Annotated in this window: 21 protein-coding genes; 9 read left to right on the forward strand and 12 right to left on the reverse strand. The window is 66.2% G+C overall.

What is annotated here, in order from left to right; all coding sequences use genetic code 11:
- Positions 1–4: 4 nt before the first annotated feature.
- Entirely contained in the window at positions 5–3,367 is a 3,363-nt protein-coding gene (gene mscK, locus G7A98_RS07540) for a mechanosensitive channel MscK (RefSeq protein ID WP_163649022.1), read from the reverse strand.
- Between the two features lie 137 nt (positions 3,368–3,504).
- Here mscK and G7A98_RS07545 point away from each other — a divergent pair, with 137 nt between their 5' ends.
- From G7A98_RS07545 to G7A98_RS07560, 4 genes are read left to right on the forward strand one after another with little or no spacing between them, the layout of a single operon-like run.
- Positions 3,505–4,434, forward strand: a complete 930-nt coding sequence (locus G7A98_RS07545) for a phospholipase A (RefSeq protein WP_163649023.1) — start codon at positions 3,505–3,507, stop codon at positions 4,432–4,434.
- Positions 4,435–4,493: 59 nt separating this feature from the next.
- Complete coding sequence (locus tag G7A98_RS07550) at positions 4,494–4,835, forward strand: DUF883 family protein (protein WP_163649024.1); 342 nt, start codon at positions 4,494–4,496, stop codon at positions 4,833–4,835.
- Positions 4,835–5,230 (forward strand): phage holin family protein, encoded by a 396-nt coding sequence (locus G7A98_RS07555; protein ID WP_163649025.1) that lies wholly within the window; start codon positions 4,835–4,837, stop codon positions 5,228–5,230. The genes G7A98_RS07550 and G7A98_RS07555 overlap by 1 nt, the downstream gene beginning before the upstream one ends.
- Positions 5,217–5,510, forward strand: a complete 294-nt coding sequence (locus tag G7A98_RS07560) for a YqjK-like family protein (RefSeq protein WP_163649026.1) — start codon at positions 5,217–5,219, stop codon at positions 5,508–5,510. The genes G7A98_RS07555 and G7A98_RS07560 overlap by 14 nt, the downstream gene beginning before the upstream one ends.
- A 97-nt stretch (positions 5,511–5,607) precedes the next feature.
- Here G7A98_RS07560 and G7A98_RS07565 read toward each other — a convergent pair whose 3' ends face one another.
- From G7A98_RS07565 to G7A98_RS07575, 3 genes are all read right to left on the reverse strand, one after another.
- Complete coding sequence (locus G7A98_RS07565; protein ID WP_163649028.1) at positions 5,608–7,467, reverse strand: DUF3413 domain-containing protein; 1,860 nt, start codon at positions 7,465–7,467, stop codon at positions 5,608–5,610.
- A gap of 79 nt (positions 7,468–7,546) precedes the next feature.
- A complete protein-coding gene (gene egtB / locus G7A98_RS07570; RefSeq protein ID WP_240464699.1) occupies positions 7,547–8,848 on the reverse strand; it encodes an ergothioneine biosynthesis protein EgtB in 1,302 nt (433 codons plus the stop codon).
- A gap of 101 nt (positions 8,849–8,949) precedes the next feature.
- Complete coding sequence (locus G7A98_RS07575) at positions 8,950–10,131, reverse strand: NAD(P)/FAD-dependent oxidoreductase (RefSeq protein ID WP_163649030.1); 1,182 nt, start codon at positions 10,129–10,131, stop codon at positions 8,950–8,952.
- Positions 10,132–10,248: 117 nt separating this feature from the next.
- On the opposite strand from G7A98_RS07575, the gene G7A98_RS07580 reads away from it, so the two are divergent.
- Complete coding sequence (locus G7A98_RS07580) at positions 10,249–10,662, forward strand: STAS/SEC14 domain-containing protein (RefSeq protein WP_163649032.1); 414 nt, start codon at positions 10,249–10,251, stop codon at positions 10,660–10,662.
- 40 nt (positions 10,663–10,702) lie between these two features.
- Here the strand turns inward: G7A98_RS07580 and G7A98_RS07585 are convergent, their stop codons facing one another.
- Positions 10,703–11,221 carry a hypothetical protein gene (locus tag G7A98_RS07585; protein ID WP_163649033.1) on the reverse strand — a complete coding sequence of 173 codons (519 nt, stop codon included), beginning with the start codon at positions 11,219–11,221 and terminating at the stop codon, positions 10,703–10,705.
- 365 nt (positions 11,222–11,586) lie between these two features.
- On the opposite strand from G7A98_RS07585, the gene G7A98_RS07590 reads away from it, so the two are divergent.
- Together G7A98_RS07590 and prs are read left to right on the forward strand one after the other, a co-directional pair.
- The gene (locus tag G7A98_RS07590; protein ID WP_240464700.1) at positions 11,587–12,234 is read left to right on the forward strand and encodes a helix-turn-helix domain-containing protein; all 648 of its coding nucleotides are present in this window, start codon (positions 11,587–11,589) and stop codon (positions 12,232–12,234) included.
- Positions 12,235–12,319: 85 nt separating this feature from the next.
- Positions 12,320–13,318, forward strand: a complete 999-nt coding sequence (gene prs, locus G7A98_RS07595) for a ribose-phosphate diphosphokinase (RefSeq protein ID WP_163649037.1) — start codon at positions 12,320–12,322, stop codon at positions 13,316–13,318.
- 19 nt (positions 13,319–13,337) lie between these two features.
- Here the strand turns inward: prs and G7A98_RS07600 are convergent, their stop codons facing one another.
- A complete protein-coding gene (locus tag G7A98_RS07600; RefSeq protein WP_163649038.1) occupies positions 13,338–14,441 on the reverse strand; it encodes a hypothetical protein in 1,104 nt (367 codons plus the stop codon).
- 93 nt (positions 14,442–14,534) lie between these two features.
- On the opposite strand from G7A98_RS07600, the gene G7A98_RS07605 reads away from it, so the two are divergent.
- Positions 14,535–16,184 carry an FMN-binding glutamate synthase family protein gene (locus G7A98_RS07605; protein WP_163649040.1) on the forward strand — a complete coding sequence of 550 codons (1,650 nt, stop codon included), beginning with the start codon at positions 14,535–14,537 and terminating at the stop codon, positions 16,182–16,184.
- A 9-nt stretch (positions 16,185–16,193) separates the two neighbouring features.
- Here G7A98_RS07605 and G7A98_RS07610 read toward each other — a convergent pair whose 3' ends face one another.
- On the reverse strand, positions 16,194–16,784 hold the full coding sequence (locus G7A98_RS07610) for a DUF4202 domain-containing protein (protein WP_163649041.1): 591 nt from the start codon (positions 16,782–16,784) through the stop codon (positions 16,194–16,196).
- Positions 16,785–16,911: 127 nt separating this feature from the next.
- Here G7A98_RS07610 and G7A98_RS07615 point away from each other — a divergent pair, with 127 nt between their 5' ends.
- Positions 16,912–17,934 carry a potassium channel family protein gene (locus G7A98_RS07615; protein WP_163649042.1) on the forward strand — a complete coding sequence of 341 codons (1,023 nt, stop codon included), beginning with the start codon at positions 16,912–16,914 and terminating at the stop codon, positions 17,932–17,934.
- Between the two features lie 99 nt (positions 17,935–18,033).
- On the opposite strand, the gene thpD is transcribed toward G7A98_RS07615, so the two are convergent.
- The 5 genes from thpD to G7A98_RS07640 all read right to left on the reverse strand — a co-directional run bounded on the left by thpD (position 18,034) and on the right by G7A98_RS07640 (position 24,801).
- The gene (gene thpD, locus G7A98_RS07620) at positions 18,034–18,942 is read right to left on the reverse strand and encodes an ectoine hydroxylase (protein ID WP_163649043.1); all 909 of its coding nucleotides are present in this window, start codon (positions 18,940–18,942) and stop codon (positions 18,034–18,036) included.
- 128 nt (positions 18,943–19,070) lie between these two features.
- Complete coding sequence (locus tag G7A98_RS07625; RefSeq protein WP_163649045.1) at positions 19,071–20,912, reverse strand: protein kinase; 1,842 nt, start codon at positions 20,910–20,912, stop codon at positions 19,071–19,073.
- A gap of 19 nt (positions 20,913–20,931) precedes the next feature.
- A complete protein-coding gene (locus G7A98_RS07630) occupies positions 20,932–22,596 on the reverse strand; it encodes a dihydrolipoyllysine-residue acetyltransferase (RefSeq protein ID WP_163649046.1) in 1,665 nt (554 codons plus the stop codon).
- A 23-nt stretch (positions 22,597–22,619) separates the two neighbouring features.
- Positions 22,620–23,597: a transketolase C-terminal domain-containing protein gene (locus G7A98_RS07635; protein ID WP_163649047.1), complete on the reverse strand. Its 978-nt coding sequence runs from the start codon at positions 23,595–23,597 to the stop codon at positions 22,620–22,622.
- A complete protein-coding gene (locus G7A98_RS07640; RefSeq protein ID WP_163649048.1) occupies positions 23,590–24,801 on the reverse strand; it encodes a thiamine pyrophosphate-dependent dehydrogenase E1 component subunit alpha in 1,212 nt (403 codons plus the stop codon). Before G7A98_RS07640 ends, G7A98_RS07635 begins: the two co-directional genes overlap by 8 nt.
- Positions 24,802–25,105: the final 304 nt, after the last annotated feature.

Consider the following 25,105-nt stretch of genomic DNA (forward strand, 5'->3'; position numbering starts at 1 on the left):
CCCCTCAGCGCTCGGCGTCCCCCGCCTCGATACCCGCCGCCCCGGGGTCGCCCTGCTGCGGCTCGGGCGCCGCTCCCGGTATCACGGCGCGGCTCTCGACCCGTGCCTCGGCGCCGTCGGCACGATGCAGCCAGACCTCCAGCTGGTTGAAGGCGATCTCGATGCCGTGCTCGGCGAACAGCTCGCCGACCCGCCCGTTGATCTCGTCGGTGGCCAGCAGGCGATCCCCCAGGGTGTTGACGAAGATGCGCAGCTCGAAGTCCAGGGTGCTCGCCCCGTAGGTCATGAAGAACACCTGCGGCTCGGGATCGCCCAGCACCCGCGGGTTCTCGTCGGCGGCCCGGCGCAGCAGCTCGTGAACACGCCGATGATCGGAGCCGTAGGCCACGCCGAAGGTCAGCACCACCCGGGTGACGGTGTCCGACAGCGACCAGTTGATCAGCTGGTCGGTGACGAAGGTCTTGTTGGGGATGATGATCTCCTTGCGATCGAAGTCGGTCACGGTGGTGGCACGGATGCGGATGCGGCTGACGGTGCCATGCAGGTTGCCCAGCGTGATGGTGTCGCCGATGCGCACCGGCCGCTCGAAGAGGATGATCAGCCCCGAGATGAAGTTGGCGAAGATCTCCTGCAGACCGAACCCCAGCCCCACGCCGAGCGCGGCGACCAGCCACTGCAGCTTGTCCCAGGAAACGCCCAGCGTGCCCAGCGAGGCCACCACCCCGGTGCCGACGATGGCATAGGAGAGCAGCGAGGAGATCGCATAGGCGCTGCCCTGCTTGAGCGACAGCCGCGACAGCACCATCACTTCCAGCAGGCCGGGCAGGTTGCGCGCCATGACGAAGGTCAGCACCAGGGTAAATAGCCCTACCAGCAGGTCGGCCACGGTGATCGGCGTGGTGGTCAGCGCATCGCCCTGGCCCTGCTCGGTGGTCCAGACCGCCACGTGATCCAGGTAGGCCAGCGCGGTGAGCAGATCGGCCCAGACCAGATAGAGCACCAGCGTGAAGCCGAGAAACAGGATCAGCTTGGAGAGCCGCAGCGACTGCTGGTTGACCTGGTCGAGATCCAGCGGCGGTTCTTCCACGACCTCCACGCCACCCTCGGCACCCTCCTGCACCTGGGCCCGGCGACGGGCCACCGCCCGCCGGTAGGCCAGGCGCCGTGCGGCCACCGCCAGCCCCCGCACCACGGCCGCCTCGACCAGGATCCAGGCGCCCAGGATATACAGGCTGATCACGAAGCGGTTGATCAGCTGCAGGGCGGTATATTCGTAGCCCATCACGATCAGGCCGCCGAGCACCAGGCTGACGGCCGCCAGCCCCAGCCCGAGCAGCAGACGAAACACCTTGGTGCCGAAGAACGGCACATGGGCGAGAATCAGCCGGGCGATCACCCAGCTCATCGCCACCAGCCCGGCCAGCAGCACCAGCAGCGCCACGGGACGGCTTTCCAGCGACAGGCCGCCCTCCTGCGCCAGGGTGCTGACCACCAGCACCGGCATCAGTGCGGCGCCCAGCCACCACAGCAGCCAGCGCAGGCGCGCGGCGTACTTCGCCGGCCAGTGAAAGTGCCGGATGGCCACGCCGTCGTTGACCAGCAGCCGTCGCGCCAGCTCGATCACGCCCCAGGCCAGCGCCACATGCAGACAGGCCCAGCCCAGCAGGGCCCGCGCACCGTCGCCGCCCAGGATCAGCGCCGCCCCCAGCCCGGCCAGCCCCAGCGGCCAGTGGGTCGCCAGCAGGGCGTTGAGGCCGATGGCACGCGGGGTATGCATCTGGGTATCGCGCTTGAGCCGACCGATCTCGTCGTTGAGCTGGCGCAGGGAGCGCTTGATCTGGCGGCGGCGCAGGACCAGGGCACCGGCCAGCAGTATCGGCACCAGCCCCCAGCCGGCAGCGGCCTTCAGCGGGCCGGCCAGGGCATGGCCGATCTGGCGCCACGCCTCCGGGGCGAGGCTCTCGGTCACGCTGGCCGGCAGATGACGCAGCCAGTCCAGGCCCAGCGGGCTGCGGTTGGCCACCCAGAACAGCTGCTCCTCGATGGTCTTGCGCAACCCGCGGGTGATGGAGACCAGCTGCTGCTGGTTGAGCTGCAGGTCGATGGCGGCGGTCAGCAGCTCCCCGTCGGCCTGCTCCAGCTCGTCGACCAGGTCGCGTCGCGACTGGTAGAGCTGCTCCAGAGACTTCAGCAGCGCGGGGGACGGGTCGACCCCGGCCGCCTCGAGTCGCTGGCGCGCCAGGGCGGGGATGTCGCGCAGGGCATCGCGCTGGCGGCTCAGCTCGAACTGCGCCAGCCGGATGTCCGCGATCTGCTCCTGCAGCCCCTCCATGGCATCGATGTCGGGCAGCTCGCGGCGCTGCTCGCGCAGGATTCGCGACAGCAGCAGGCTGCCGCGGATCGCCTCGATCTGCTCGGTCAGGGTACGCTGCACCTGCCGTACTCGATCCAGCTGGGTGCGCACCCGAACGCCCTTGCGCTCGTAGGTGTGCCGCCGGTCGATGGCATCGAGCAGCGACTGACTGAGCTCGCGATTGCGGGACTGGGCCTTGACCACCACCGGATGGCCGGCGGCGATCAGCGGGTCGCGGCTGGCCGCTTCGGTCACCGCCGCCTCGAGCTGCTGACGGCGACGCTGGTCGAGTACCGCCTGCTGCAGGTTGAGCCGTGCCTCGACGCTGTCGATACGCTGCCTCAGGGCATCACGCCGACGCTCCGCCAGCGAGTTGAGGCGGGTATTGGTGGCCAGCTGGCGGCGGTTCAGGGCCAGCTGGCTCTCGGCCAGCTGCAGCTGCGCCTGGGTGAGCCAGGCCTGCGGACTGTCCTCGGCGGCGGTCTGGTTATCGCGCGCCATGCGCAGCTTCTCGATCCTGTCCAGCGCCTCGGAAATTGTCTTCTGCGCCCGCTCGGGCAGCGTCTGAGTCTCGATCAGTCGGGAATTGGTGTCGGCCAGCCGGTTCTGCAGGGTCTGCAGTTCGTCCAGGGTCTGGGCGACATCCGCCTCCAGCTTCTCCTGGGAGAGCTTTTCCAGCTGCGAGGTGGCCGGCAGCGCCTGGCGCTCGCTGTCGCGGGCCTCTCGCTCCAGCCGATCGATTTCCTGAGGCGCCTGCTCGAGGCGCTTCTCGAGCGCAGCGCGCTCCTTCTCGACCGATTTTATCTTGTCGAGCGTGGTCAACACCGAGCGCAGCACCTCCATGGTGCCCTGCTGGCCCGAGTCGGGCTTGTCGACCGCCTCCAGGGTCTGCAGCTGCTGCTCGACGGTATCACGCTCCGGCAGCTGGACATCGTCCTGCGCCAGGGCCGCCAGACTCACCAGCCAGCTCGTCAGGATCACCCAGAAAAGTGCACTCCGCCACCACCTGCTCACGCCTGTCTCTCCTCTGACCGGCCACCTCGCCGCTGAGATTGTGCGGGGCGGCCACCCCCTTGGCAATCCGCCGGAATTGACTTGGCGGCCCGGCGTGGTAGAAACGGACCTTTGATGGTTCCCACAGGACGTAACTTATGGCCTTGTCGACCGCGTCGAGAGCACTATCACCGCTGTTGCTCTCGCTGACACTCGGCCTGCCGCTGATGGCTCTTGCCCAGGATAATCCAGCGACGGACCCCGCCACCGAGGCAGCGCTCGAACAGGCGCAGAATCGCCGTGCTCTGGAACGTGATTCCAATCGCAACCCGCTGGCGATCACCGTCTATCACCGCAACTATCTGCTGCCCTGGACCCACAACGCCAACCCCAATCAGAAGGACTTCGATGCCATCACCAACGAGGCCAACGCCGACAACGCCGAGGTCAAGTTCCAGCTGAGCCTGAAGATCAGCGTGCTCGACGACATCTTCGGCAACAACGGGGACCTGTACTTCGCCTATACCCAGCGCAGCTGGTGGCAGGCCTACAACTCCGATGCCTCGGCGCCCTTCCGCGAGACCAACTACGAGCCGGAGGCCTTTCTCAGCTTCGACAACGACCTGTCCTTCCTGGGCTGGACCAACACCCTCAACCGGATCGGCTTCGCGCACCAGTCCAATGGCCGTTCGCAGCCGCTGTCGCGCAGCTGGAACCGGGTCTATGCCGACCTGCTGTTCCAGCGCGGCGAATGGGCACTGAGTGTCGCGCCCCACTGGCGGGTCCCGGAAAGCCGTGCCAACGACGACAACCCCGATCTGGAAAACTACATCGGCTACGGCGACATCACCCTGGTCCGCGCCTTCGGCGACCAGGAGGTGTCGATGATGGTGCGCGGCAACCCCGGCAAGCAGCACTACGGGGTCCAGCTCGACTACTCGTTCCCGCTGGCCGGCAAGATTCGCGGCTATATCCAGTACTACGACGGCTACGGGGAAAGTCTGATCGACTATGACAATGACGTTCAGCGCCTGGGGCTTGGCTTCAGCCTCAATACCTTCCTCGCCGGGATCCCGGGAAGTCGTTGAACCGACAGGACACGCTGCTATGATGAGAGCGTCATTCATCGTCAAAGGAAGACACGACCATGGCCATGCATCCCACCGGGCATCACGATAACGAGGCCAGCACGGCCCAGCTGAAGGAAGACCTGCAGCACCTGTCCCGCACCGTCGAGGAACTCGTCGCCGCGACGGCCGAGGACTCGCGCAGCAACGTCAAGGAACTGCGTGACCGCGCCCAGCAACGGCTGCATGATACGCGCGCCCGCCTCGAGGCACGCGGCGAGAAGCTCTATCACGACACCCGGGACGGCATGCTCGATGGCGCCGACGCCTGCGATCGCTATGTCCGCGAGAACCCCTGGACCAGCATCGGCATCGGTACGGCAGTGGGCGTGGTCGTCGGCCTGCTGCTCGGACGTCGCTGATGTCGGAGAGCCAGGGACCGGCAGAACGCGTCATCGACGCCGCCCGACGCCTGATCGGCAACCTGGTCGCCACCGGCGAGACGCGCCTGCGTCTCGCGGTGCTCGAACTCGAGCTCGAGCGCGACCGGCTGCTGACCATACTGCTGCTGGTCGGCGCCAGCCTGATTCTCTTCCTGTTCGGCGTCGGCATGCTGTTGCTGCTGGTCGTCGTGCTGTACTGGGAGGACCATCGCCTGCTGGCAATCTCTCTCTGCGCGGCTGTCCTGCTGCTGCTCGCCGCCGGGCTGGCACTTCGGGCAAGGCGGCTGGCCAGACAGCGCCGGTTGATGGAATCCACACTGCATCATCTCGCCCAGGATCGTCAGGCACTGGAGCCGTCCCGTGACGCATCGTGAACGACTGGCCTATCGCGAGCGGCTCGACGCGCAGATTCTCCAGCAGCGCCTGGACATGGGCATGGCCCTGCGCGACTGGCGCGAGGCCACGGCCCCGATCGATCACGGCTGGCAGAAGCTGATGCGCTGGCGCGCGCCCACCCTTGCCGCCCTGGGGCTGGTGTCGTGGCGAACCCTGCGCCGCCCGCGCTCGGCCGGGCGGCTCACCCGCCGCCTCATGACCGGCCTGCTGCTGGCCAATCGTCTGCGTGCCGTCTACCGCTCGCTGCACCGCCACTGAACGGCATCACTCGGCGCTCCACACCGCTTCTGTACACGCCCCCTCGCATGACCGCCTGCGGCACCGGCCCGGCCGGCGCCGCAGGCATCACGCTCCTTCATCGCGCATAGAACGCACGCATCGCCTGCATCGCCTGGCGCACGGCCGGCGAGATCGTCTCCTCCAGGGGGTTCAGCTGCCGATCCACCACCCGCCAGCTGCCGGCGGTGTTGATCACGGTGATGCGATCGTCCTCGATCACGGCATTGTCCAGGTAGCTGCTGGCCATGACCCAGTCATGATCCAGCCCCGGCTTCAGCAGGTCCTGGCCCTGGGCATAGTCGCCGACCGGGTTCGTGCAGCCCAGCGCATGGCGCATCAGCATGGGCACCACGTCCAGATGGCTGGTGGTGCCGCGATGCTCGCCCGGGGTCACGCCGGGGCCGTGAACGATCATCGGCACCTGCGTCTGGGGCGAGGCGAAATGGCTGTTGTGGCCCCAGTAGTTGCGACCGAAGTCATTGAACGACTCGCCATGATCGCCGGTGATCACCACCAGGGTATTCCGCCACTCGCCGTGGCGCTTCAGGTCCTCGATCACGCGACCGATGCGCTGGTCCACGTTGTAGACGGCATTGCGGTGCAGGTTGAAATAGGGCTCGGGATCGGTATCCGGCCCCAGATCCAGGTAGTTCATGCTGGAGGCCGAGGGCTGATAGGGGGTCTCGCCACCCTTCGGCACGCTGTAGCCGTGCGGTGCATCGTAGAAGACCATGCCGAACCAGGGGCGGTCGTCCCCGCTGTCGCGGCGCCGGGCCTGCCAGTCGAGCCATTCCCGGGTCAGCAGCCGATCCCGCTCGGCGGGGGTGTCGCCGTCGGGCGAGTCGCGCAGGTCGGTCACGGAGGAGAAGATCGAGCGGTCGAAGCCGACGCTGTCGAGGCTCGCCGAGGCGAAGATGCCGAGCCGATAATCATTGGCCTGCAACTGCTCGAGCAGCAGCGACGGCGTCTGGGAATTCTGCAGCCGATGATAGTAGTTGCCGGTCAGGCTGTAGAACAGGCTCATGACCCCGGTGCGGGTGCTGTTGCCGCCGCTGTAGTGGTTCATGAAACGCCGTGAATCGCCCTTCAGCTCGCGCACCATGACCGGCGTGTTGCGCGGTCCGTACTCGTCGTGGCGCCAGGTGTCGACCAGCACCAGCAGCACGTTGGGCGGCGTGTCTCCCGGGCTGCACTGCAGCGGCGCCTTCGGCCAGTCGATGTCGTCGGGCGCATCGTGGGTGATGTCGGCCCGTGCCGCGCGCATGGCGCGCGGGTCGAGCCAGCCGTGGGCCTCCATGAAGCTCTTGGCCGTGGCCGGGAACAGCAGGGGAAAGATATTGACCTGCTGGGTCACGCTGCGCTGGTAGCGCGCATCGGCAACGATGTGGATGGCGTGACTGGCCACCAGCGCCAGCAGCAGCACGCTACAGCCCCGCCACAAGGGCAGCCGACGCACCCGCTCGCTGCCCAGCAGCCGCCAGGCCAGCCAGGCCTCGGCCAGCCATACGCCGAGCGATACCCCGGCGACGACCAGCCAGGTCGAGGTCGTGAAGCTGAAGATTTCGCCGTTCTTGTCATTGAGAAACAGCGACACCATGAAGTGATTGATATGAAAGCGATACTGGGCGAACACCACGGTGTCCACCAGCATCAGGCACAGCCCGGCCATGGCCAGCAGGCTGGCCGGCAGCCACAGCACGCGCCGCGGCAGGATCAGCGCCAGCACAGCCAGGGGCAGCCACGCCAGCAGGGCCAGGAAGCCGAAGTGACCGACCCAGGTCACGATGAGGTAGGCGATGCCCAGCGGGTCGTGCGGAACCTCGAGAAACGGTGTGTAACGCAGCGCGATCAGCCACACGGCGACCAGGTTGACCAGCGCAAAGGCCAGCGAACCCCGCAGCCGCTGCCGTAGGGAAGAAAGACGTGTCGAGTTCATGGACCTGCAACAGCAATGACGTGAAGGGGCGCCAGTATGGCACGTTCAGCCACGCCTGCGCAGGTCTCCCCTGCCCGTGTCAGACGTCCCGCGCCAGGCGAAAGCCGGTAAAGGCCCAGCGTGCCGGCGGCGGGAAGAAATTGCGATAACTGGCCCGCACATGCGCCTGCGGCGTAACACAGGCACCGCCACGCAGCACCATCTGCCCCGACATGAACTTGCCGTTGTACTCGCCCAGGCTCCCGGGCGCGGTGCGAAAACCGGGATAGGGGCGATAGGCACTGCCGGTCCATTCCCAGACATCACCGAACAGCTGACCCGGCCCCTCTCCCGGCGCTGCCGCGGCCACCGGCTGCAGATGGTCGGATTCGGCCAGATTGCCCGCCGGCGCCGCGTCACGGGCGGCAACCTCCCATTCGGCTTCGTCGGGCAACCGCGCCCCGGCCCAGCGAGCATAGGCGTCTGCCTCGAAGAAGCTCACATGACAGACCGGCGCCTCGAGATCCACCGGCCTGAGCCCGCCGAGTGTAATGTGATGCCAGACCCCGCCCTCACGGAACCAGTAAAGCGGTGCCTGCCATCCGGCGTCGTTGACCTGCTGCCAGCCATCGGCGAGCCAGTGGTCGGGGCGGCGGTAGCCGCCATCCTCGATAAAGGCCAGGAACTCGCCATTGGTGACCGGCCTCGCGGCGAGCTCGAAGGCCTCGAGAAAGCGCCGGTGACGAGGGCGTTCGTTGTCGAACGAGAACCCGGTGTCCGTGTCCGCCACGCCGATCACCTGCACCCCGGCCGGGTAGGCATGCCAGGCGAGCGGCGCCGCCTCGACCGAGGGCGGCGGTGCCAGATCGCCACGGTAGGCCGGATTCAGCGGATTCTGGGCGAGAATGTGCTTGATATCCATGAGCAGCAGTTCCTGATGCTGCTGTTCATGGTGCAAGCCCAGTTCAATACGTTCGCGGATGGTGTCGACATGCTCGGCCGGCGGTGCCTGCAGCAGCCGCTCCATGGCCTGGTCCACATGAGCGCGATAACGGTATATTTCCGCCACGGTAGGGCGTGAAATCACCCCGCGCCGCGGGCGTGGGAACGGCTGGCCATGCGTCTCGTAGTAGGAATTGAACAGGCGGTCGTAGGCCAGGTCGAAGGGCCGGTAGCCGTTCAGGAACGGGATCAGCAGGAACGTCTCGAAAAACCAGCTGACATGCGCCAGATGCCACTTGGGCGGGCTGACGTCGGGCATGCTCTGGACGACGTAGTCTTCGGCATGCAACGGTGCACAGATCGTCTCGCTGGCCAGGCGCGTCTTTCGATAGCGCGGCCCCCACGCGCCGGCCAGGTCGCAGGGGGCGTCATCGACGTGCGACATGAAGGAAGAGGACATGCTGCGGCTCCTGAAAATTCCGGTGTCATCCTTGGCTGCTCGTCCTCAGCGTAGGCAGCCATGCCGGACCTTCAAGGCTCTCTTGTCATTTCACAGGGCTTTTACAACGCCAGGCCACAGGCGACGCCCGACGACCAGGCCCACTGGAAGTTGTGGCCGCCCAGCTCACCGGTCACATCCAGCACCTCCCCGATGAAGCGCAGCTGTGGAAGCCCGTCGACGGCAAAGGTCTTCGACGAGATCGCGCCGGTATCCACCCCGCCCAGCGTCACCTCAGCGGTGCGCCAGCCTTCAGTGCCGGCCGGCTTGATCGTCCAGTGGTTGAGACGCTCTCCCCAGCGCTGCAGGCGGGCATTGCTGCACTCGGCGAGCACGCCGTCATCCTCGTACCATTCCACCAGCGCCTGCGACAGGCGCCTGGGCAGCTGCTGGCCCAGCCAGGTCGACAGATGGCGGCGCGGGGTCGACTCGCGCGCCTCGCGCAATGCCGCCACGGCGTCCAGCCCGGGCAGCAGGTCGATCTCCAGGGCGTCCCCCGGCTGCCAGTAGCTGGAAATCTGCAGCATCGCCGGCCCCGACAGGCCGCGATGCGTGAACAGCAACGGCTCGCGGTAACGTCCGTCGCGACACCGCACCTCCACCTCGCAGGACACGCCGGACAGGGCGGCGGCCCGAGCCTTCCACTGCGAGGTCAGGGTGAAGGGCACCAGCGCGGCACGCAGATCGGTCACCGCCAGACCGAACTGACGCGCCACATCGTGCCCGAAGCCGCTGGCGCCCATCGTGGGAATCGACAGCCCGCCGGTGGCGATGACCACCGCGCCCGTGTCGATCGGGCCGTGGCTCGTGGTCAGGCGCATGCCCTCACCGTGGCGCTCGATACGCGCGATCGACGTCGCCAGCTGGAGCGTCACGCCGGCCCAGTCGCATTCGGTCAGCAGCATGTCGAGAATCGGCCGTGAGGAGTCGGCACAGAACAGCTGGCCCGGCGCCTTCTCGACCGGCTCGATGCCGTGACGCTCGACCAGTTCGAGGAAGTGCTCGGGACGATAGCGCTTGAGCGCCGAGATACAGAAATGCGGATTGGCGGAAAAGAAATGCTGTGGCCCGGTCGCCAGGTTGGTGAAGTTGCAGCGGCCACCCCCCGACATCAGGATCTTCCTGCCGGGCTTGCCGGCATGATCGAGCACCCGCACGCGCCGGCCGGCGTAACCGGCGGTCAGCGCACACATCAGGCCGGCGGCGCCGGCGCCGATGACCACCACATCGGGATTGGACTTCATCCTCACGGGCTCCGGGACGACAATGGAGGCGGCATTCTACCAATCCCGCTTCCATGAGCCAGGCCGTCGCACCGGATTCTGCTAGGCTCAGAGTACGGCTCTCATGGAGGCTCTCTCATGCTCGAATGGATCGACGCCCCGGCACCCCACGTACTGGCCATGCGCCTCGGCGGCCGGCTCGATGCGGACGAACTGCAGACCATCATCGATGCCATCGAAGCCGCCAAGACCCATCACCCTAGAGTCAGTCTTTACCTGGATCTCGATGCGTTACGCAGCATGACCCCCACGGCCCTGCTGCGCGATATCGGTTACGGACTTACCCAGGTCGGCCAGCTGGACCATTTTCACCACGTGGCCATCGTCTCGGACCAGCACTGGCTGAGGCCGGTGGCGGCACTGGAAAGCCGCCTGTTCGCGCCCCTGACGGTACGGGTGTTCACCAACCACCAGCACCAGGCGGCCATGGACTGGGCCAGCGAGCTGCCCGGCCGCCCGACCCCGGCCGCCCCGAATCGGCGGGCCGGGTAATGAGATGGGGTGAATGCGCCAGGGAAGGTGAAACCCGGCCTCAGGCGATACAGCGCTCCGCCAGGACCGGTGACAGGGGCGGGAGATCGCCGGGTGCACTCTCGGCGATCAGGCGGCACTCGGCACGCTTCTGGGCGACGATGTCCTTGAGCAGGGGCTGCCAGGCGGTCACCGCATTGAGGCCGAACCAGAAGCGGTAGCACGACAAGGACTGCTCGGCCCTCTGTAGCGCCTCCCGAATGAGCTGCGAGGCCATGCCTTCATCGGTAACGAAGAAGTGGCTGCAAGCGGGTGCCTCGGCCAGTACCCGGGAGTTGGCCTTCAGCGTCGCTCGCTCCACCAGCTGCATGCGCTCTGCCGTGCTTGCCAGCGCCTTGACGCGCTCGCGACACTCGCCGGCGAGAATATCGAAGAGTCGGCTCACGGCCGGCTGATAAGCCAGAAAGCGCAGCGACAACTGGTAATAGTGAGCGCCCTCTTCCGCCTCATGCGCAATGGCCCGGAGGCTCCCCTCCTCGGGCAGCAGCACAGTCTTCTTGGTGTCGAGTGCGACCAGCATGGCACTCCCCCCTGTAATAAAGTGGCGTGTGACACCGTGCGGCTTTGACCCGCCGACCGGCATTCTGATTGTTTTGTTGCGTCTTGCGGCGCACTGTAGTCAGCGAGGCTTCAATAAACTTTGATGGAGGTCATGCGTGTGCCGATAGCCTAAAAAAGACCAGCAAACTCACCTGATCTTGATGGCGAATACCAGCCTTTTTCCCCTCTGAACCCTCTTCCATACTCACAATGCATACCCGGTATCGGGAGGGGGAAATGACGACACACAGCCGCATCCCGCCAATGGCGCGCCAGGCCAATGCTCGTTGCCAGACATGCGGCCTCAGTTCACTCTGTACACCGTCGACACTGACGTTTCAGGAGATGGAACAGTTCGAGTCGCTGACCCGGCAATCCCCACCGCTGCACAAGCGTCAGGTACTGTTCCAGCAGGGCGCCACCTTCTCCAGCTTCTTCATTGTTCGTTCGGGCAGCCTCAAGCAGTCGTCGCGCTTGCCCTCGGGCGAGGATCAGGTCACCCAGTTCTTCCTGCCCGGCGAGTGGGTCGGCCTCGACGGGGTCGGCGACCAGCGCTATCCGGGCAGTGTGGTCGCGTTGGAAACCACCACGGTCTGCGAGGTGCCCTTCAAGCGTCTGGAAGGCCAACACCCGTTGGTCATCGAGATGCGCAATCACCTCTTTCACGCCATGAGCCGGGAGATGCACCACGAGCGCATGCTGGTACGCCTGTTGCTGCGCCGTACCTCCGATGTGCGACTGGCCAGCTTCTTCTTGGCCATGTCCGCACGCTTCCGGCGACGCGGTTACTCTCCCTACTGCTTCCGGCTGGCCATGTCCCGGGGCGATATCGGTAATTATCTGGGTCTGGCGGTGGAAACGGTGAGCCGGCTTCTGAGCCGCTTCCAGCAGCAGCAGCTGATGGATACCCGCGGCCGTGAGTTCCAGATTCTCGATCTCGAGGGACTGCGGCGACTTGCCGAAGGCGAGGGTCGACAGGCCTCGCTCGGCTGAGTCGGGCGGCGACCGACTTGCTCCAACGATGCGTACCGCGAGTATGGCGTATCAGGACTCGCGCCCTGACCTACCGGAGACCGGCATGACGCTCAGCCCCCCGCTTGTCTTCAGCCTGACGGCCGACAGCGACTTTGCCGGCCACGTTGCCGGGCACGCGGGCGCCGAGCACGGTAGTCACGAGGAGCGTGCTTTCGAGGATGGTGAGCACAAGATACGGCCGACCATGAGCGTGCGCGAGCGTGACGTCTACCTCGTGCAGTCACTCTACGGCAGCCCGGAGCAGGCCGTCAGCGACAAGCTGATACGGGTGTTGTTCCTGCTCGGGGCGCTCAGGGACGCCGGCGCAGCGCGCCTCACCATGGTCGCCCCCTACCTGGGCTATTCGCGCAAGGACCGCCGCACCAAGCCGCGCGATCCGGTCACCACTCGCTATATCGCTCAGCTGTTCGAGGCCATGACCATAGACCGCTTCGTCACGCTCGACGTGCATAACGTGGCCGCCTTCCAGAACGCCTTCCGCTGCCCGAATGACATGCTCGAGACCCGACACGCCCTCATCGACGCCTGGCTCGGCCACAATCCTTCTCCCGAGCGGCTATGCGTGGCTTCCCCGGACGTCGGCGGCGTCAAGCGCGCCGATGCCTTCCGGGAGTCGCTCGAGCGACGGCTCGACCAAGAGATTCCGCTGGCCTTCATGGAGAAGAAGCGCAGCGAGGGACGGGTGACCGGCAAGCTCGTCGCCGGCGATGTCGAGGGGCGCACCGTGCTGGTCGTCGATGACCTGATCGCCAGCGGCACCACCATGACCCGTGCAGCCAGAGCCTTTCTCGAGCACGGGGCGGCGCAGGTTCACGCCCTGGCCACCCACGGGCTCTTTTCGGAACACTCCGACACGATCCTCGCGACCGACGACCTGAGCCGTCTCATGGTCAGCAACACCGTGCCGCCGTTTCGCCTCCGGGACTCGGCGGTGAGAGACAAGCTCGACGTGATCGATGTCACACCGCTACTCGGCGAGGCGATCCGTCGCCTGCACACGGGCGGGTCGCGGATCGAGCTCGCCGAAGGCGGCATGGCCTGACGTTTCGGCACCCTCCGACTCAAGGTAAGGCAATTCCCCGGTCGAGTCCGGTTTCGGCCAGATACTCCTCGGCCAAGACGAGATAGCCGTCAGCCTTGCATCGCCAATGCTGCGGATCACGACAATCCTCGTCGAGCAGATGCCAGGCGGCCAGCAGGGCACGCAGGAATGCACGGTAGGCTTGATAGAAGGCCACCAGCCTTGGCGGACAGCCATCACCGCTGAGCGATGCGTAACAGTCGAGAATCACGTCCCCCACCCAGGCGGCTCCTTTACGCCGGCACTCCATGGCCAGAAAGCCGAGTTCATCGAGCGGGTCGAGGCGACGCAGGTCACGATCGAATTCCAGGCAGTCGATGATCTGGGGCGGGTCGATCAGACAGATGTGCTGCGGGCGCAGGTCGCCATGCGCCTCGACGATTCGACCGGCAACCACGCGCGCCTCGAAGAGGTCGGGATGGCGGCTCAGAAACGCCTGAAGCCCGGCTTCAAGGCAACGCACGCGGTGGTGATCCATTCCCAAGCGGGCGTCACACAGCGAGTCGGCATGCTCGCCAAGGGTACGCCGAAAATACCCCCGATACTCGGCACCGGTCAGCGGCTCGGGCTCGGCATGCCGATACAGCGCGACCAGCCGCTCGACCACCGGCTCCAGGTCGGCACATGAGATACGTCCGGTGGCAATGCGACGGTCCAGCATCTCCTCGCGGGGAAGGCGTCGCATCTCGACCAGCCAGTCCTGTACCGCATCCCCGGGAGCCGGTTCCCGACACAACCGCACGTCGCCGGTGCCATTGCGTACCAGTGCCACCACTCCCAGATAGGTCGGCGCGGCCAGACGGCGATTGAGCGTGACTTCGGCCAGGCAATTGGCGCGCCGAGCCGCGAGGGTGGTGAAGTCGACATGATCCCAGACGACCGGTTTCTTCAGCTTGTAGACACGTTGTGGGGTGAGAAACACCCAGGACACATGGGTTTCCACCACCTCGACGGGCGAAGCGATACCGTAACTGGCCGGGTTGGAAAGAAATGCACGCTTGGCATCCAGCGTCAGTGGCGCCGGCTGTACGAGCCGTGGCATCGGCGATGGCCCCCTGCGGCGCCGGAACGGCGGAACCGACAATCGGTTCCTTCACCATAGCAGACCGGCCATGCCCGCTTGCAAAGCGCAGCGGCCTGCTTTTGACTGTCCCGCATTGCCGACAGGAGCCCACCGATGCACGACCCGTCACTGCTGAGTCGCCTTCCCTTCCGCTATGCCCCCTACACCTTCAGCCTGATCGGCCTGGTCGTCTCGCTGGCACTCTGGCCTGCCGCACCGGGATGGGGCTGGGCGGCCCTGTTCCTTGGGGCTCTGGCCGCGCTGGGTACCTACGACCTGTGCCAGAAGCGCCACACCGTGAGCCGCAACTACCCGATCCTCGCCCACTTTCGCTATTGGCTGGAGTCGATCGGCCCTGAAATCCGCCAGTACTTCATCGAGTCGGATACCGACGCCCGGCCATTCTCCCGCGAGCAACGCTCCCTGGTCTATCGGCGCGCCAAGAACGTCTCGGACAAGAAGGCCTTCGGTTCGATACAGAATCTCTACGCCGAGGGCTACGAGTGGATGAGCCCCTCGTTACGACCGGCGACGATCGACGATCATGACTTCCGCCTGGTGATCGGCGCCGACTGCGCCCAGCCCTATTCGGCCAGCGTGTTCAACATTTCGGCGATGAGTTTCGGGGCGCTTTCGGCCAATGCCATCGGCGCCCTGAACAAGGGCGCGAAGCAGGGCGGCTTCTATCACGACACCGGCGAGGGCGCGATCTCGCCCTACCACCGCTACGGTGGCGATCTCGTCTGGGAAATCGGCTCGGGCTACTTCGGCTGTCGCAACGAGGATGGCAGCTTCAGCGAATCACGCTTCGTCGAGAACGCCACCCTCGAGTCGGTCAAGATGATCGAGATCAAGCTCTCGCAGGGCGCCAAGCCGGGCCACGGCGGGATTCTCCCGGCCGCCAAGGTGACGCCGGAAATCGCCGCCACCCGCGGGGTTCCACAGGGCAGGGATGTGGTCTCGCCGGCCGGCCACAGCGCCTTCACCACACCGCTGGAAATGATGGCCTTCATCGAACGCCTGCGACACCTGTCCGGCGGCAAGCCGGTGGGCATCAAGCTGGCCATCGGCCACCCCTGGGAGTGGTTCGGGCTGGTCAAGGCGATGCTGGAAAGCGATACCCGCCCGGACTTCATCGTCGTCGACGGGGGTGAAGGCGGCACCGGCGCCGCCCCGCTGGAGTTCATCAACCGGCTGGGCATGCCACTGACCGAAGCGCTGCTGCTGGTCCACAACACCCTGGTCGGCGCCGGGCTCCGCGAGCGTATCCGTGTCGGCGCCTCGGGCAAGATCATTTCGGCCTTCGACGTGGCCCGCACGATCGCCCTGGGGGCCGACTGGTGCAATGCCGCGCGCGGCTTCATGTTCGCGCTGGGCTGCATTCAGTCAATGTCCTGCCATACCGACCGCTGCCCCAGTGGCGTGGCGACCCAGAACCCGCGCCGCGGCCGCAAGCTGGATGTCGCCGACAAGTCGCAACGCGTCGCCCGGTTCCACGAGAACACCCTGAAGGCGCTGGCCGAGATGCTGGCCGCCGCGGGCCTGACGCATCCCGAACAACTCGGCCCCGAACACGTCCTGCGCCGGGCCTCGCGCACCGAGGTTCAGACACTGGATACCCTCTACGCCTACCTCGAGCCGGGCGAACTGCTGAGTGGAACGCCGGACCATCATGTCTTCCGCCACTTCTGGGAAAGCGCCCGCGCCGATGCCTTTCATCCGCCGCAGGAGCTGCTCGAGCGGCGCCAGACCAAGCTGCGCTGAGTGCGCCCTCTAGGCAAGGGCGCGCTGTACCAGCGCCTGCGCCTCCTCAGGCAGCTCGATCATCATCGCCAGTTCACGGCCGCGCGGCGACATCTTGGCCCAGGTCTTGCGCAGAATGCGCAGGATCTTGTCCTCGTCGTGACGCGTCGCGAACTCGGCGAGCTCGTTGTCGAGAAAGACCAGGCAGGCGGTGTCCTCCAGCGCCTGGGTTTCGGGATCGCGCCGCAGCCCTTCCTTGCGGATCAGGCGCGCCACCCGCTCGCCGGTCGCCTCGTCATAGCCGACATCGCGCAGGACCTCGGCCGCCATGTCTGCCTGTCGGCGCCCCAGGTCGCGGCGCCAGGCCAGGTACCCGGGACGATCACGCGGATAGTCGTCCCGGGGGATCTGCCAACGCTGAAGATGCTGGGCACGCACCGCCAGGCGCAGCGCCTCGGATGCCTCGGGTGCCACCCGCTCCAGCCAGGCGCTCATGCAGTGGGCGTAATGCAGTTCGTGGGGCAGGGTTTCGCCGCCAACCTGCACGCTGCGGGGGTCCTCGGCGTGCAGGGCATCGAGGCACTCGATGGCGCGAGCAAGGCGCGTGTCGGTCGGGGTCATGGCGGTTTCCTCTGCAGCGTTGCGTAGCCCCTCACCTTACGGCAAGCGCCGTGGGTAGTACCATGATGCCTTGCCATGCCAGGCATGGTGGCCAGGACGGCCACCCGACACACGGAAAGGAGATTCCATGTCGCAAAGTCTGTTGTTCATCGTGGCCGGCAGCGCCCTGGTGCTGCTGGCAATCTACGATGCCGCCCGCACCACCCTCTCGGCTTCGAGTTCCGGTCCCGTCACCAATCGCCTGATCAGTCTCATCTGGCGATGGCTGCTCTGGCAGCATCGGCGCCGACGCAACCATGCCCTGCTTGCGGCCGCCGGCCCCTGCATTGCCGGCGCCCTGATGCTGAGCTGGATCGTCATTGCCTGGACGGGCTGGTGGTTGCTATTCAGCAGCGAACCGCTCGCGGTGGTCAATGCCACTTCACGGGTCGCCGCCTCGCTGGGCGAGCGCGCCTACTTCACCGGCTACACGCTCACCACCCTGGGCTACGGCGACTTCGTGCCCGCCAACGCCTTGTGGCGCTTCTTGAGCGTGGTCGCCGCCAGCAACGGCCTGATCCTCTTCACGCTGGCCGTGACCTACATCGTGCCGGTGGTGTCGGCGGTCACCCACAAGCGCCAGTTGGCCCTGACGATCAGCGCGATCGGCCGCACGCCCTGCCGGATCGCCGCCGCTACCGCCGGTGACGGCGATTACCGGAGTCTGGCCAACCAGCTGCAGCAGGTGCAGGGCGACATCGCCAGCCTGGGCCAGCAGCATCTGGCCTACCCGGTCCTGCACTATTTCCACAGCCGGCACGCGGATCATGCCCTGCCGGTCGCTCTGGCCCGGCTTTATCAGGCTCTGGTGGTTCTGCAGCACGCCTGCCCCGCCCTGCCCGCGACGGTGCGCTTTCAGTTGGCGACCACACAGGCCCTGATCGATGGTTTCCTCGCCACGCTGGACAGCGCCTTCATCCATCCGGCCTCGCGTTCCCCGCGGCTTCCGTCGCTCGATGACTTCGCGACTCTGCCGGGTATCACGCACGACGATGAAGCCTGGCGGCGGATGCACGCGACGCTGGGCAACCAGCGTCTGCTGCTCGCCTATATCGAAAAGGATGGCTGGGCCTGGCACGACGTGTGGGGAGACGGGCTTGCCCGTGAGTAAGCGCGCCCGCGATTCAGGGTACTCAACGACAACAGGCACCCCGCGGGGTGCCTGTTGCGTCTCGTCGGGCAACGGCCCGAACGGTCGTGCCATCCGGCATCATTCCACCGGGGTCAAGGCACGCCAGTCCTTGCGATTGGCGAGGAACTCCGGCCGCGGCCGGTTGCCGCAGTACGGGTCGTGCAGCGTATTCTCGACGCTGTTGTAGACGAAGAACAGGTTGCTGCGCGGCCAGCAGGACATGTTGATGTTGGAGCCGTGCATGGTGTTGCACTCGAACATCACCAGCGAGCCGGCCGGTCCCTTGGGCGCCTCGATGTCGCCCTCGATCATCAGATCACGCAGGCTGGCCTCGTCCGGAACACCGATCTCCTGGCTTTTCAGCGATTCCTTGTAGTTGTCCTCCGGCGTGCGACCCACACAGGGCACGAACTGCCGGTGGGAACCGGGGATCAGCATCAGCGGGCCATTGAACTCGCCATTGTCGGTCAGGATGATCGAGCAGCTCAGCGAGCGCATGCGCGGCATGCCATCCTCACTGTGCCAGGTCTCGAAGTCCGAGTGCCAGTCGAAGCCCTTGCCCTTGAAGCCGGGCTTGTAGTTGATGCGTGACTGGTGGATATAAACCTCGCTGCCGAGAATCTGCTGCACCATTGCCAGCAGGCGCGGATCCCGGGTCAGCCGGCTGAAGTGCTCGGAGACCTCGTGAATGCCGAAGACCGAGCGGATTTCCTGCTTGCCCGGCTCAAGGATAGTGCCCTCGGAAAGCTTGAGGTCCTCGTCATCCTCGTAATCGCGCAGTTCCTGCAGGAAGGCGTCCATTTCCTCCTGACCGAAGAACCCCTCGAAGGACAGAAATCCTTTTCTGTCGAACTCATCGAGTTGTGCTTCGCTGAGGGGACCATTGGCACGCTGCTCGTCGGCGCTGTGTACCACGGGATCGATACGCTCGAACATGCCCAGCTTTCGTTCGAGACGGGTCGGGAAAAGATCCTGGGTCTCTTTCATCGCAAACTCCTCCTTTAGTCTGCCATCGAAGGGTCAAGATTGACCGATTCCGCCTCAACGTAGTCGCCAAGGCGTGCCTTCACAAACCCATGATGTGATGTTTCGTTACGGCTTCGAGAACGTGACGATCAAGCGGCACCAAAGCCAGCGCGAGCGGCTTCGCGGGGATTGCGGGGATAGAAGCGTGCCGGCAGACGCTCGATATGCGAGAAGCTCCGAGTGTCCTTGTAGGGCATCTTCATGTAGCCGGACACGCCCAGCCCGCGGATCAGCGGCACGGCGTCGAGCATGGCGGCGAGGCAGGCACGGAATTCCGGCTCGCGCGCCGGGTCGAGCAGCCGGTAATAACTGTGGATCTTGAGATGATTCGGCAAGGCCTCGAAGATGATCAGCCCGGTGTGATGGATCGTGTTGAGGGCCTCGAGCTGCTGCAGGATCGCCTCGGGAAGCTGCAGGAATTCCTCGGGGTCGGGGCCGTCCTCGAAATAGGAGTGAACACGGGTGCGATCCTCGAGCTCGGGCACGGCACTCACCTCGTAGGGCAGCGTCATGCCCGCCGGGGGCCGAAACGGTGCCTCGGGGTCGGTGCGGTCGATGTGTCGCGTGTCGCGGGCATTGAACAGGCAGCTCTTGAAGATGCCGCGGCGGTAGATCGCCCGCGCCAGCGTGACCATGTTGTTGACCGCGGCAACGAAGGCACGCTTGAGCGACGGGTCGTGCAGGTCGAGGACGCTGTCGATGTACACGCCGTCGCTCGCCCAGCGCACCGCCAGCCCACCCACCACAGGATACTTGCCGAGCCGGCTGACTGCGGCGAGAAAGGCCTTTTCGGTCTCGCCCATGCCTTGCATGAAGGTCCGGTAATAGCGATCGAGCTGGACGTCGTTGACCGCCCGCAAGGTGTCGGTGGCGACCGCCTCGCGCAGGAACGCCTTGCGCGAGCTGTAGACCACGGTATCGATCTCGCCGCGCCCGGACCGGGTCCAGACCGGGATCTGCGCCGACTCGGCCGGCTCGGGCAGGTCGACCATGACCAGTCGCGCCAGGCGCGGCATCGCAGCGAGGAAGTAGTCGCCGGCACGGCGGCGATGTTGCGGGTCGGCGTCGAGCATGCCGTCCAGCACCCGGGCGAACTCGACGGGCAGGCCGAGCGACGTTGCCGGGATCGCGCGCCGGCCGAAGCGACACGACTGCGCCGAGGCCAGTGCATAGAGGGTGGCGGCCACACCCTGCTCATCGAAGCGCGGCGACGACAGGCCGCCGTTCAACTGCTCGTCGCCGATGAAATAGACATCGCCCAGCCGGGCATTGGTGTGCTGCAGGTCGCCGGACATCAGCTCCATGACACTATTGGAGACGAACTGGCCCCTGGCATCGAGCTGGGCGAACACCGAGGAGCCCCAGTCGATCAGCGCCACGCGCTCGGTGCGCGGGTCGAAGACCAGGTTGGAGGGCTTGATGTCGCCGTGAACCACCGGCTTGCCGTGCGGCCCGGCTTCGCGTCGCAGGCTACGCAGGATGTCGGCGAGCTGGGCGGCGATATGCACCACCAGGCGCGGCGGCAGGCGGCCGTGACGCAGCGAATACTCCTCGAGATTGTTCCCCGGCGCGCGCTCCATGACCAGGATCGACTGGCGGCGAATGCGCTGGAAGGCGACCAGCCTGGGCACTCGCGGATGATCGACCTGCTCGAGCATGAACGCCTCTTCCTCCAGGCGGTCCTGAAGGTGCTGCGGCAGGGTGATCCGCGAGAACTTGAAGACATGGCGCTCGCCGTGCGCCGAGACACCGGCGAAGACGAAACCGTAGGCGCCCTTGCCGACCAGCTCGATGTCGCGATAGCCGAGCTGCTCGAGCTGGGTGCGGCACAGCGCGACCCAGTCCTTGAGCTTGCGGGCATCGTCGTGACTGAGCAGATAGATCGACTGCTCTTCGGGGATGTAGAACTGTTCGAGCGTATCCCGGGCCATGCCGCCCTCTTCGCCATGTTCACGTCATGTCGAGCAACATCGTCTGCGGCGCCTCGAGGTAGTCCTTCCAGCGATTGCAGAAGCGCGAGATGGTGCCACCGTCGATGATCCGGTGGTCGCCCGACCAGGTGATGGTCATGATCGCGCGCGACACCACCTTGCCGTCGGCATCGAAGCGCGGCAGGGTCTGGACCCGCCCCAGGGCGACGATCGCCACCTCCGGCGGGTTGATGATCGGCGCCGCATAGGTGCCGCCCAGCGCCCCGATGTTGGAGATGCTGATGGTGCCGCCCTGCAGGTCGGCCTGACTCACCCGGCCCTCGCGGGCGGCCTCGGTCAGCCGCGCCACCTCGTCGGCAATCTCGCGCACGCTGAGCCGCTCGACGCGCTTGACGTTGGGCACCAGCAGCCCCGCCCGGCTGTCCACCGCCATGCCCACATTGCAGTGCGGCTGATAGTGGATCTCGCTGCCGTCGTCGCTGAGCCGACTGTTGAGGATCGGATAGGCCGTCACCGCCAGGCCCAGCGCTTTCATGATCAACGGCATCAGCGTCAGCCGGGTGCCGTCGCGCTCGGCCATCGGCTTGAGCCGTTCGCGCAGCGCCAGCAGCTCGGTGACGTCGATCTCGTCACCGTAACTGAAGTGGGGAATGGTCGCCGATGCCTCGCTCATGCGCCGGGCCATCGCCGCACGCACTCCGCGCAGCGGCTCGACCCGGACCTCGCCGTCCGCCGTACGCTCGGCCGTGGCATGGCCGGGCGTGCTCGACTCCGCGGGCGTCGGGGTCGCCCCCTTGCCGTCACGCGCTTTCTTGAAGGCGAGGATATCTTCCTTGAGCACCCGGCCGTGCTTGCCGGAGCCCGGCACGTCCGCGAGGCTCACGCCCAGCTCGCGTACCAGACGCCGCACCGCCGGGCTGGCGGGGATCCGCCCGTAGGGCCCCTGGCCCGTGCCGGCGGTGCGGCATGCCCGGGGGCTTTCGGCAGACGCCGTGTCGGTCGGGCCGCGCTCGGTCGGGCCGCGGTGAGACGACTTGTGACGGGGTGATGGAGCCGCCGCGTCGGCCTGCCGGTCACGGGGCACATAGGCAAACAGCGGCGCATGAACGCGGGCACTTTCCCGGGGCTGGTAGTAGAGCCGTGTGACGCGCCCGGCCCTGGGCGCGGTAATCTCGACCAGCGCCTTGTCGGTCATCACGTCGACCACCGGCTGGTCCTCCTCGATCTCGTCGCCCTCGCGGATGCGCCATTCGACCACCTCGCACTCGACGATGCCCTCGCCGATATCCGGCAGGATGAAGTCCTCGCTCGTCGCGTCTTCACCCTCGGGGCTGCCCGTGTCACTCGCGGCCGCAGACGACTCGGCCGCTGCAACAGCCACGCCCGATTCGTCCGTGGTTTGATCCTCCGGCTCGTCACGGCCGACAGCTCCCTGATCGGCGCCCTCTTCCAGCGGCTCGACGGCGAACAGTGGCGAGTGCACCCGGGCTGTCTCGCCCTCGCGGTGATAGAGCCGGGTCACACGCCCCGCATGAGGGGCGGGAATCTCGACCAGCGCCTTGTCGGTCATCACCTCGGCGACCGGCTGGTCCTCCTCGATGACGTCACCTTCCTGAATCAGCCACTTGACCAGCTCGCACTCGACGATGCCCTCGCCGATGTCCGGCAGAATGAAATCGCTCATGTCCTCTCTCCCGAACTCGCCGCTCAATAATCGATGGTGGCCTTGATCGCCTCGAAGACCTTCAGGTGGTCCGGCAGATACTCCTTCTCCAGCGTCAGCGGGAAGGGCGTGTCCAGGCCGGTCACCCGGGCGATGGGCGATTCCAGGTAGAGAAAGCAGCGGCTCTGGATGGTGGCGGCGATCTCGGCGGCGAAACCGCCGGTCAACGGTGCCTCGTGGCTGATCACCAGGCGGCCGGTCTTGAGCACGGATTCGGTCACGGTCTCGACGTCCCAGGGCAGGATGCTGCGCAGGTCGATGATCTCGCAGTCGATGCCCTCCTTTTCGGCGAGTTCCGCCGCCCTGTCGAGGACCTCCATCTGTGCTCCCCAGGCAAGCAGCGTGATATCCGTGCCCTCCCGGGTGATTTCCGCTTCGCCCAGCGGCAGCTCGTAGTCCTCGTCCGGCACCTCGCCCACCGCGGCGCGATACAGCCGCTTGGGCTCGAGAAACAGCACCGGATCGGGGGTACGGATCGCGGCCAGCAGCAGGCCCTTGGCCTGGTGCGGGTTGCGCGGCACGACGACCCGCAGCCCCGGCGTGTGGGCAAAATAGGCCTCCGGGGACTGCGAATGATAGTGGCCGCCGGCGATGCCGCCGCCGTAGGGTGTGCGGATGCTCAGCCCGCCAACGTCGAACAGATTGCCGGAGCGGTAACGGAACTTGGCGGTCTCGTTGACGATCTGGTCGAAGGCCGGAAAGATGTAGTCGGCGAACTGGATCTCCGCCACCGGCACCGCCCCCTGCGCCGCCAGCCCGTTGGCGAAGCCGATGATCCCCTGCTCGACCAGCGGGGTGTTGAAGCAGCGATCGCGCCCATACTTTTCCTGAAGGTGGCTGGTGGCGCGGAACACGCCGCCAAACACGCCGACGTCCTCGCCGAAGCAGACCACCTTGTCGTTGGCGGCCATCGCCGTGTCGAGGGCGCTGTTGATGGCCTGGAGCAGATTCATCTCAGCCATGGTCACGCCCTCCTGTCGCCTTGTCCCGATCCAGATAGGGGGCACTTTTCGGGTAGGCATCCGGATACTTGCGAATGTGCGACTCGAGCGCGGCGAGCTGCTCGGCCAGTGCCGGGGTCACCTGCGCGTAGACGTCGGTCACCAGCGTCTCGAGGGCCGGCGGCCGGCGCTTCTCGGCGGCCTTCATCGCCTCCAGCACCTCGCGGCGCCGGGTTTCCTGCTCGTGCTTTTCTTCATCGTCGCTCCACCAGCCCTGCGCCTCGAGCCAGCGCCGCATGCGCAGGATCGGGTCCTTCTCGCGCCAGGCATCCTCTTCCTTGCGGCTGCGATAGCCCGATGGATCGTCCGAGGAAGAGTGCGCCGCGAGCCGGTAGGTCATCGCCTCGATCAGCACCGGCTGGTTGTCCTCCACCGCCAGCTTGCGCGCCGCCCGGGTCGCCTGATGGACGGCCAGCACGTCGTTGCCGTCGACGCGGATCACTTTCATGCGGTACCCGAAGGCCCGTGGGGCGATACCGTCGGCATGGAACTGTTCGTGAGCGGGTGTCGAGATCGCATAGCCGTTGTTGCGGCACAGGAAGATCACCGGCACCTGGAGCACCGAAGCCATGTTGAGCGCGGCATGGAAGTCGCCTTCCGAGGCCGCCCCCTCGCCGAACACGGTCAGCGTGCAGAGACCCTCACCGGCCAGTTTCTGGCCATAGGCGTAGCCGGTCGCCTGGGGAATCTGGGTGGCCAGCGGCGAGGAGATGGTCAGGTAGTTGAGCGTCTTCGAGCCGTAGTGAATCGGCATCTGCCGGCCCTTGCCATGGTCGTGCTCGTTGCCGAACAGCTGGTCCATGAATTCGTCGAGGCCGAAGCCGCGGTAGGCCAGGGCGCCCTGCTCGCGATACTGGGCCATGATCATGTCGCCGGGATCGAGCGCCGCGGTGCTGCCGACCACGGTACCCTCCTCACCAGTGGACTGCATGTAGAAGCTCAGCCGCCCCTGGCGCTGGGCGGCCATCATCCGCTCGTCGAGCACCCGGGTGAACAGCATGGCGCGATAGATGCGCAATGCCGTCTCGCGCTCGAACTCGGGCGCGGCAGCCTGCGGATGCAGCGTCCCGTCCTGCCGGAGCAGCTCGAACCGGGGAATATGAAATTCATCACCGTTCAGGAAGGTCGGTTCATGAACGACACCCGCGGCTGTTGTTGTACTCATGCTCGTCGCTCCTTGTCGTATCCCGGATCGCGGGACACGCGAGTCACATCACAGAACCGGAACCGAGCGCCTCGTGAGCGAGCTCCGGATGGCAGTCGGCCGGGGCGGTGATCGCTGCCGTGCAACGCCCCTCCCCGTCACTGTAGTCGGCGGCACCGTCGAGGGGTGGGACGTGCGCCGACGCAATGCGGCCGGCTTTCAACGCTTGGCCGACCCGCGCTTATTGACGTTTACGTAACATAGAACATGCCATTCGCCGCGTCAGTCAGGCGACGTGCGACGTTAGTCGATCGGGAGCGGTTTT

This window comes from Modicisalibacter sp. 'Wilcox', assembly GCF_010993675.1.
Taxonomy (GTDB): Bacteria; Pseudomonadota; Gammaproteobacteria; order Pseudomonadales; family Halomonadaceae; genus Modicisalibacter; species Modicisalibacter tunisiensis.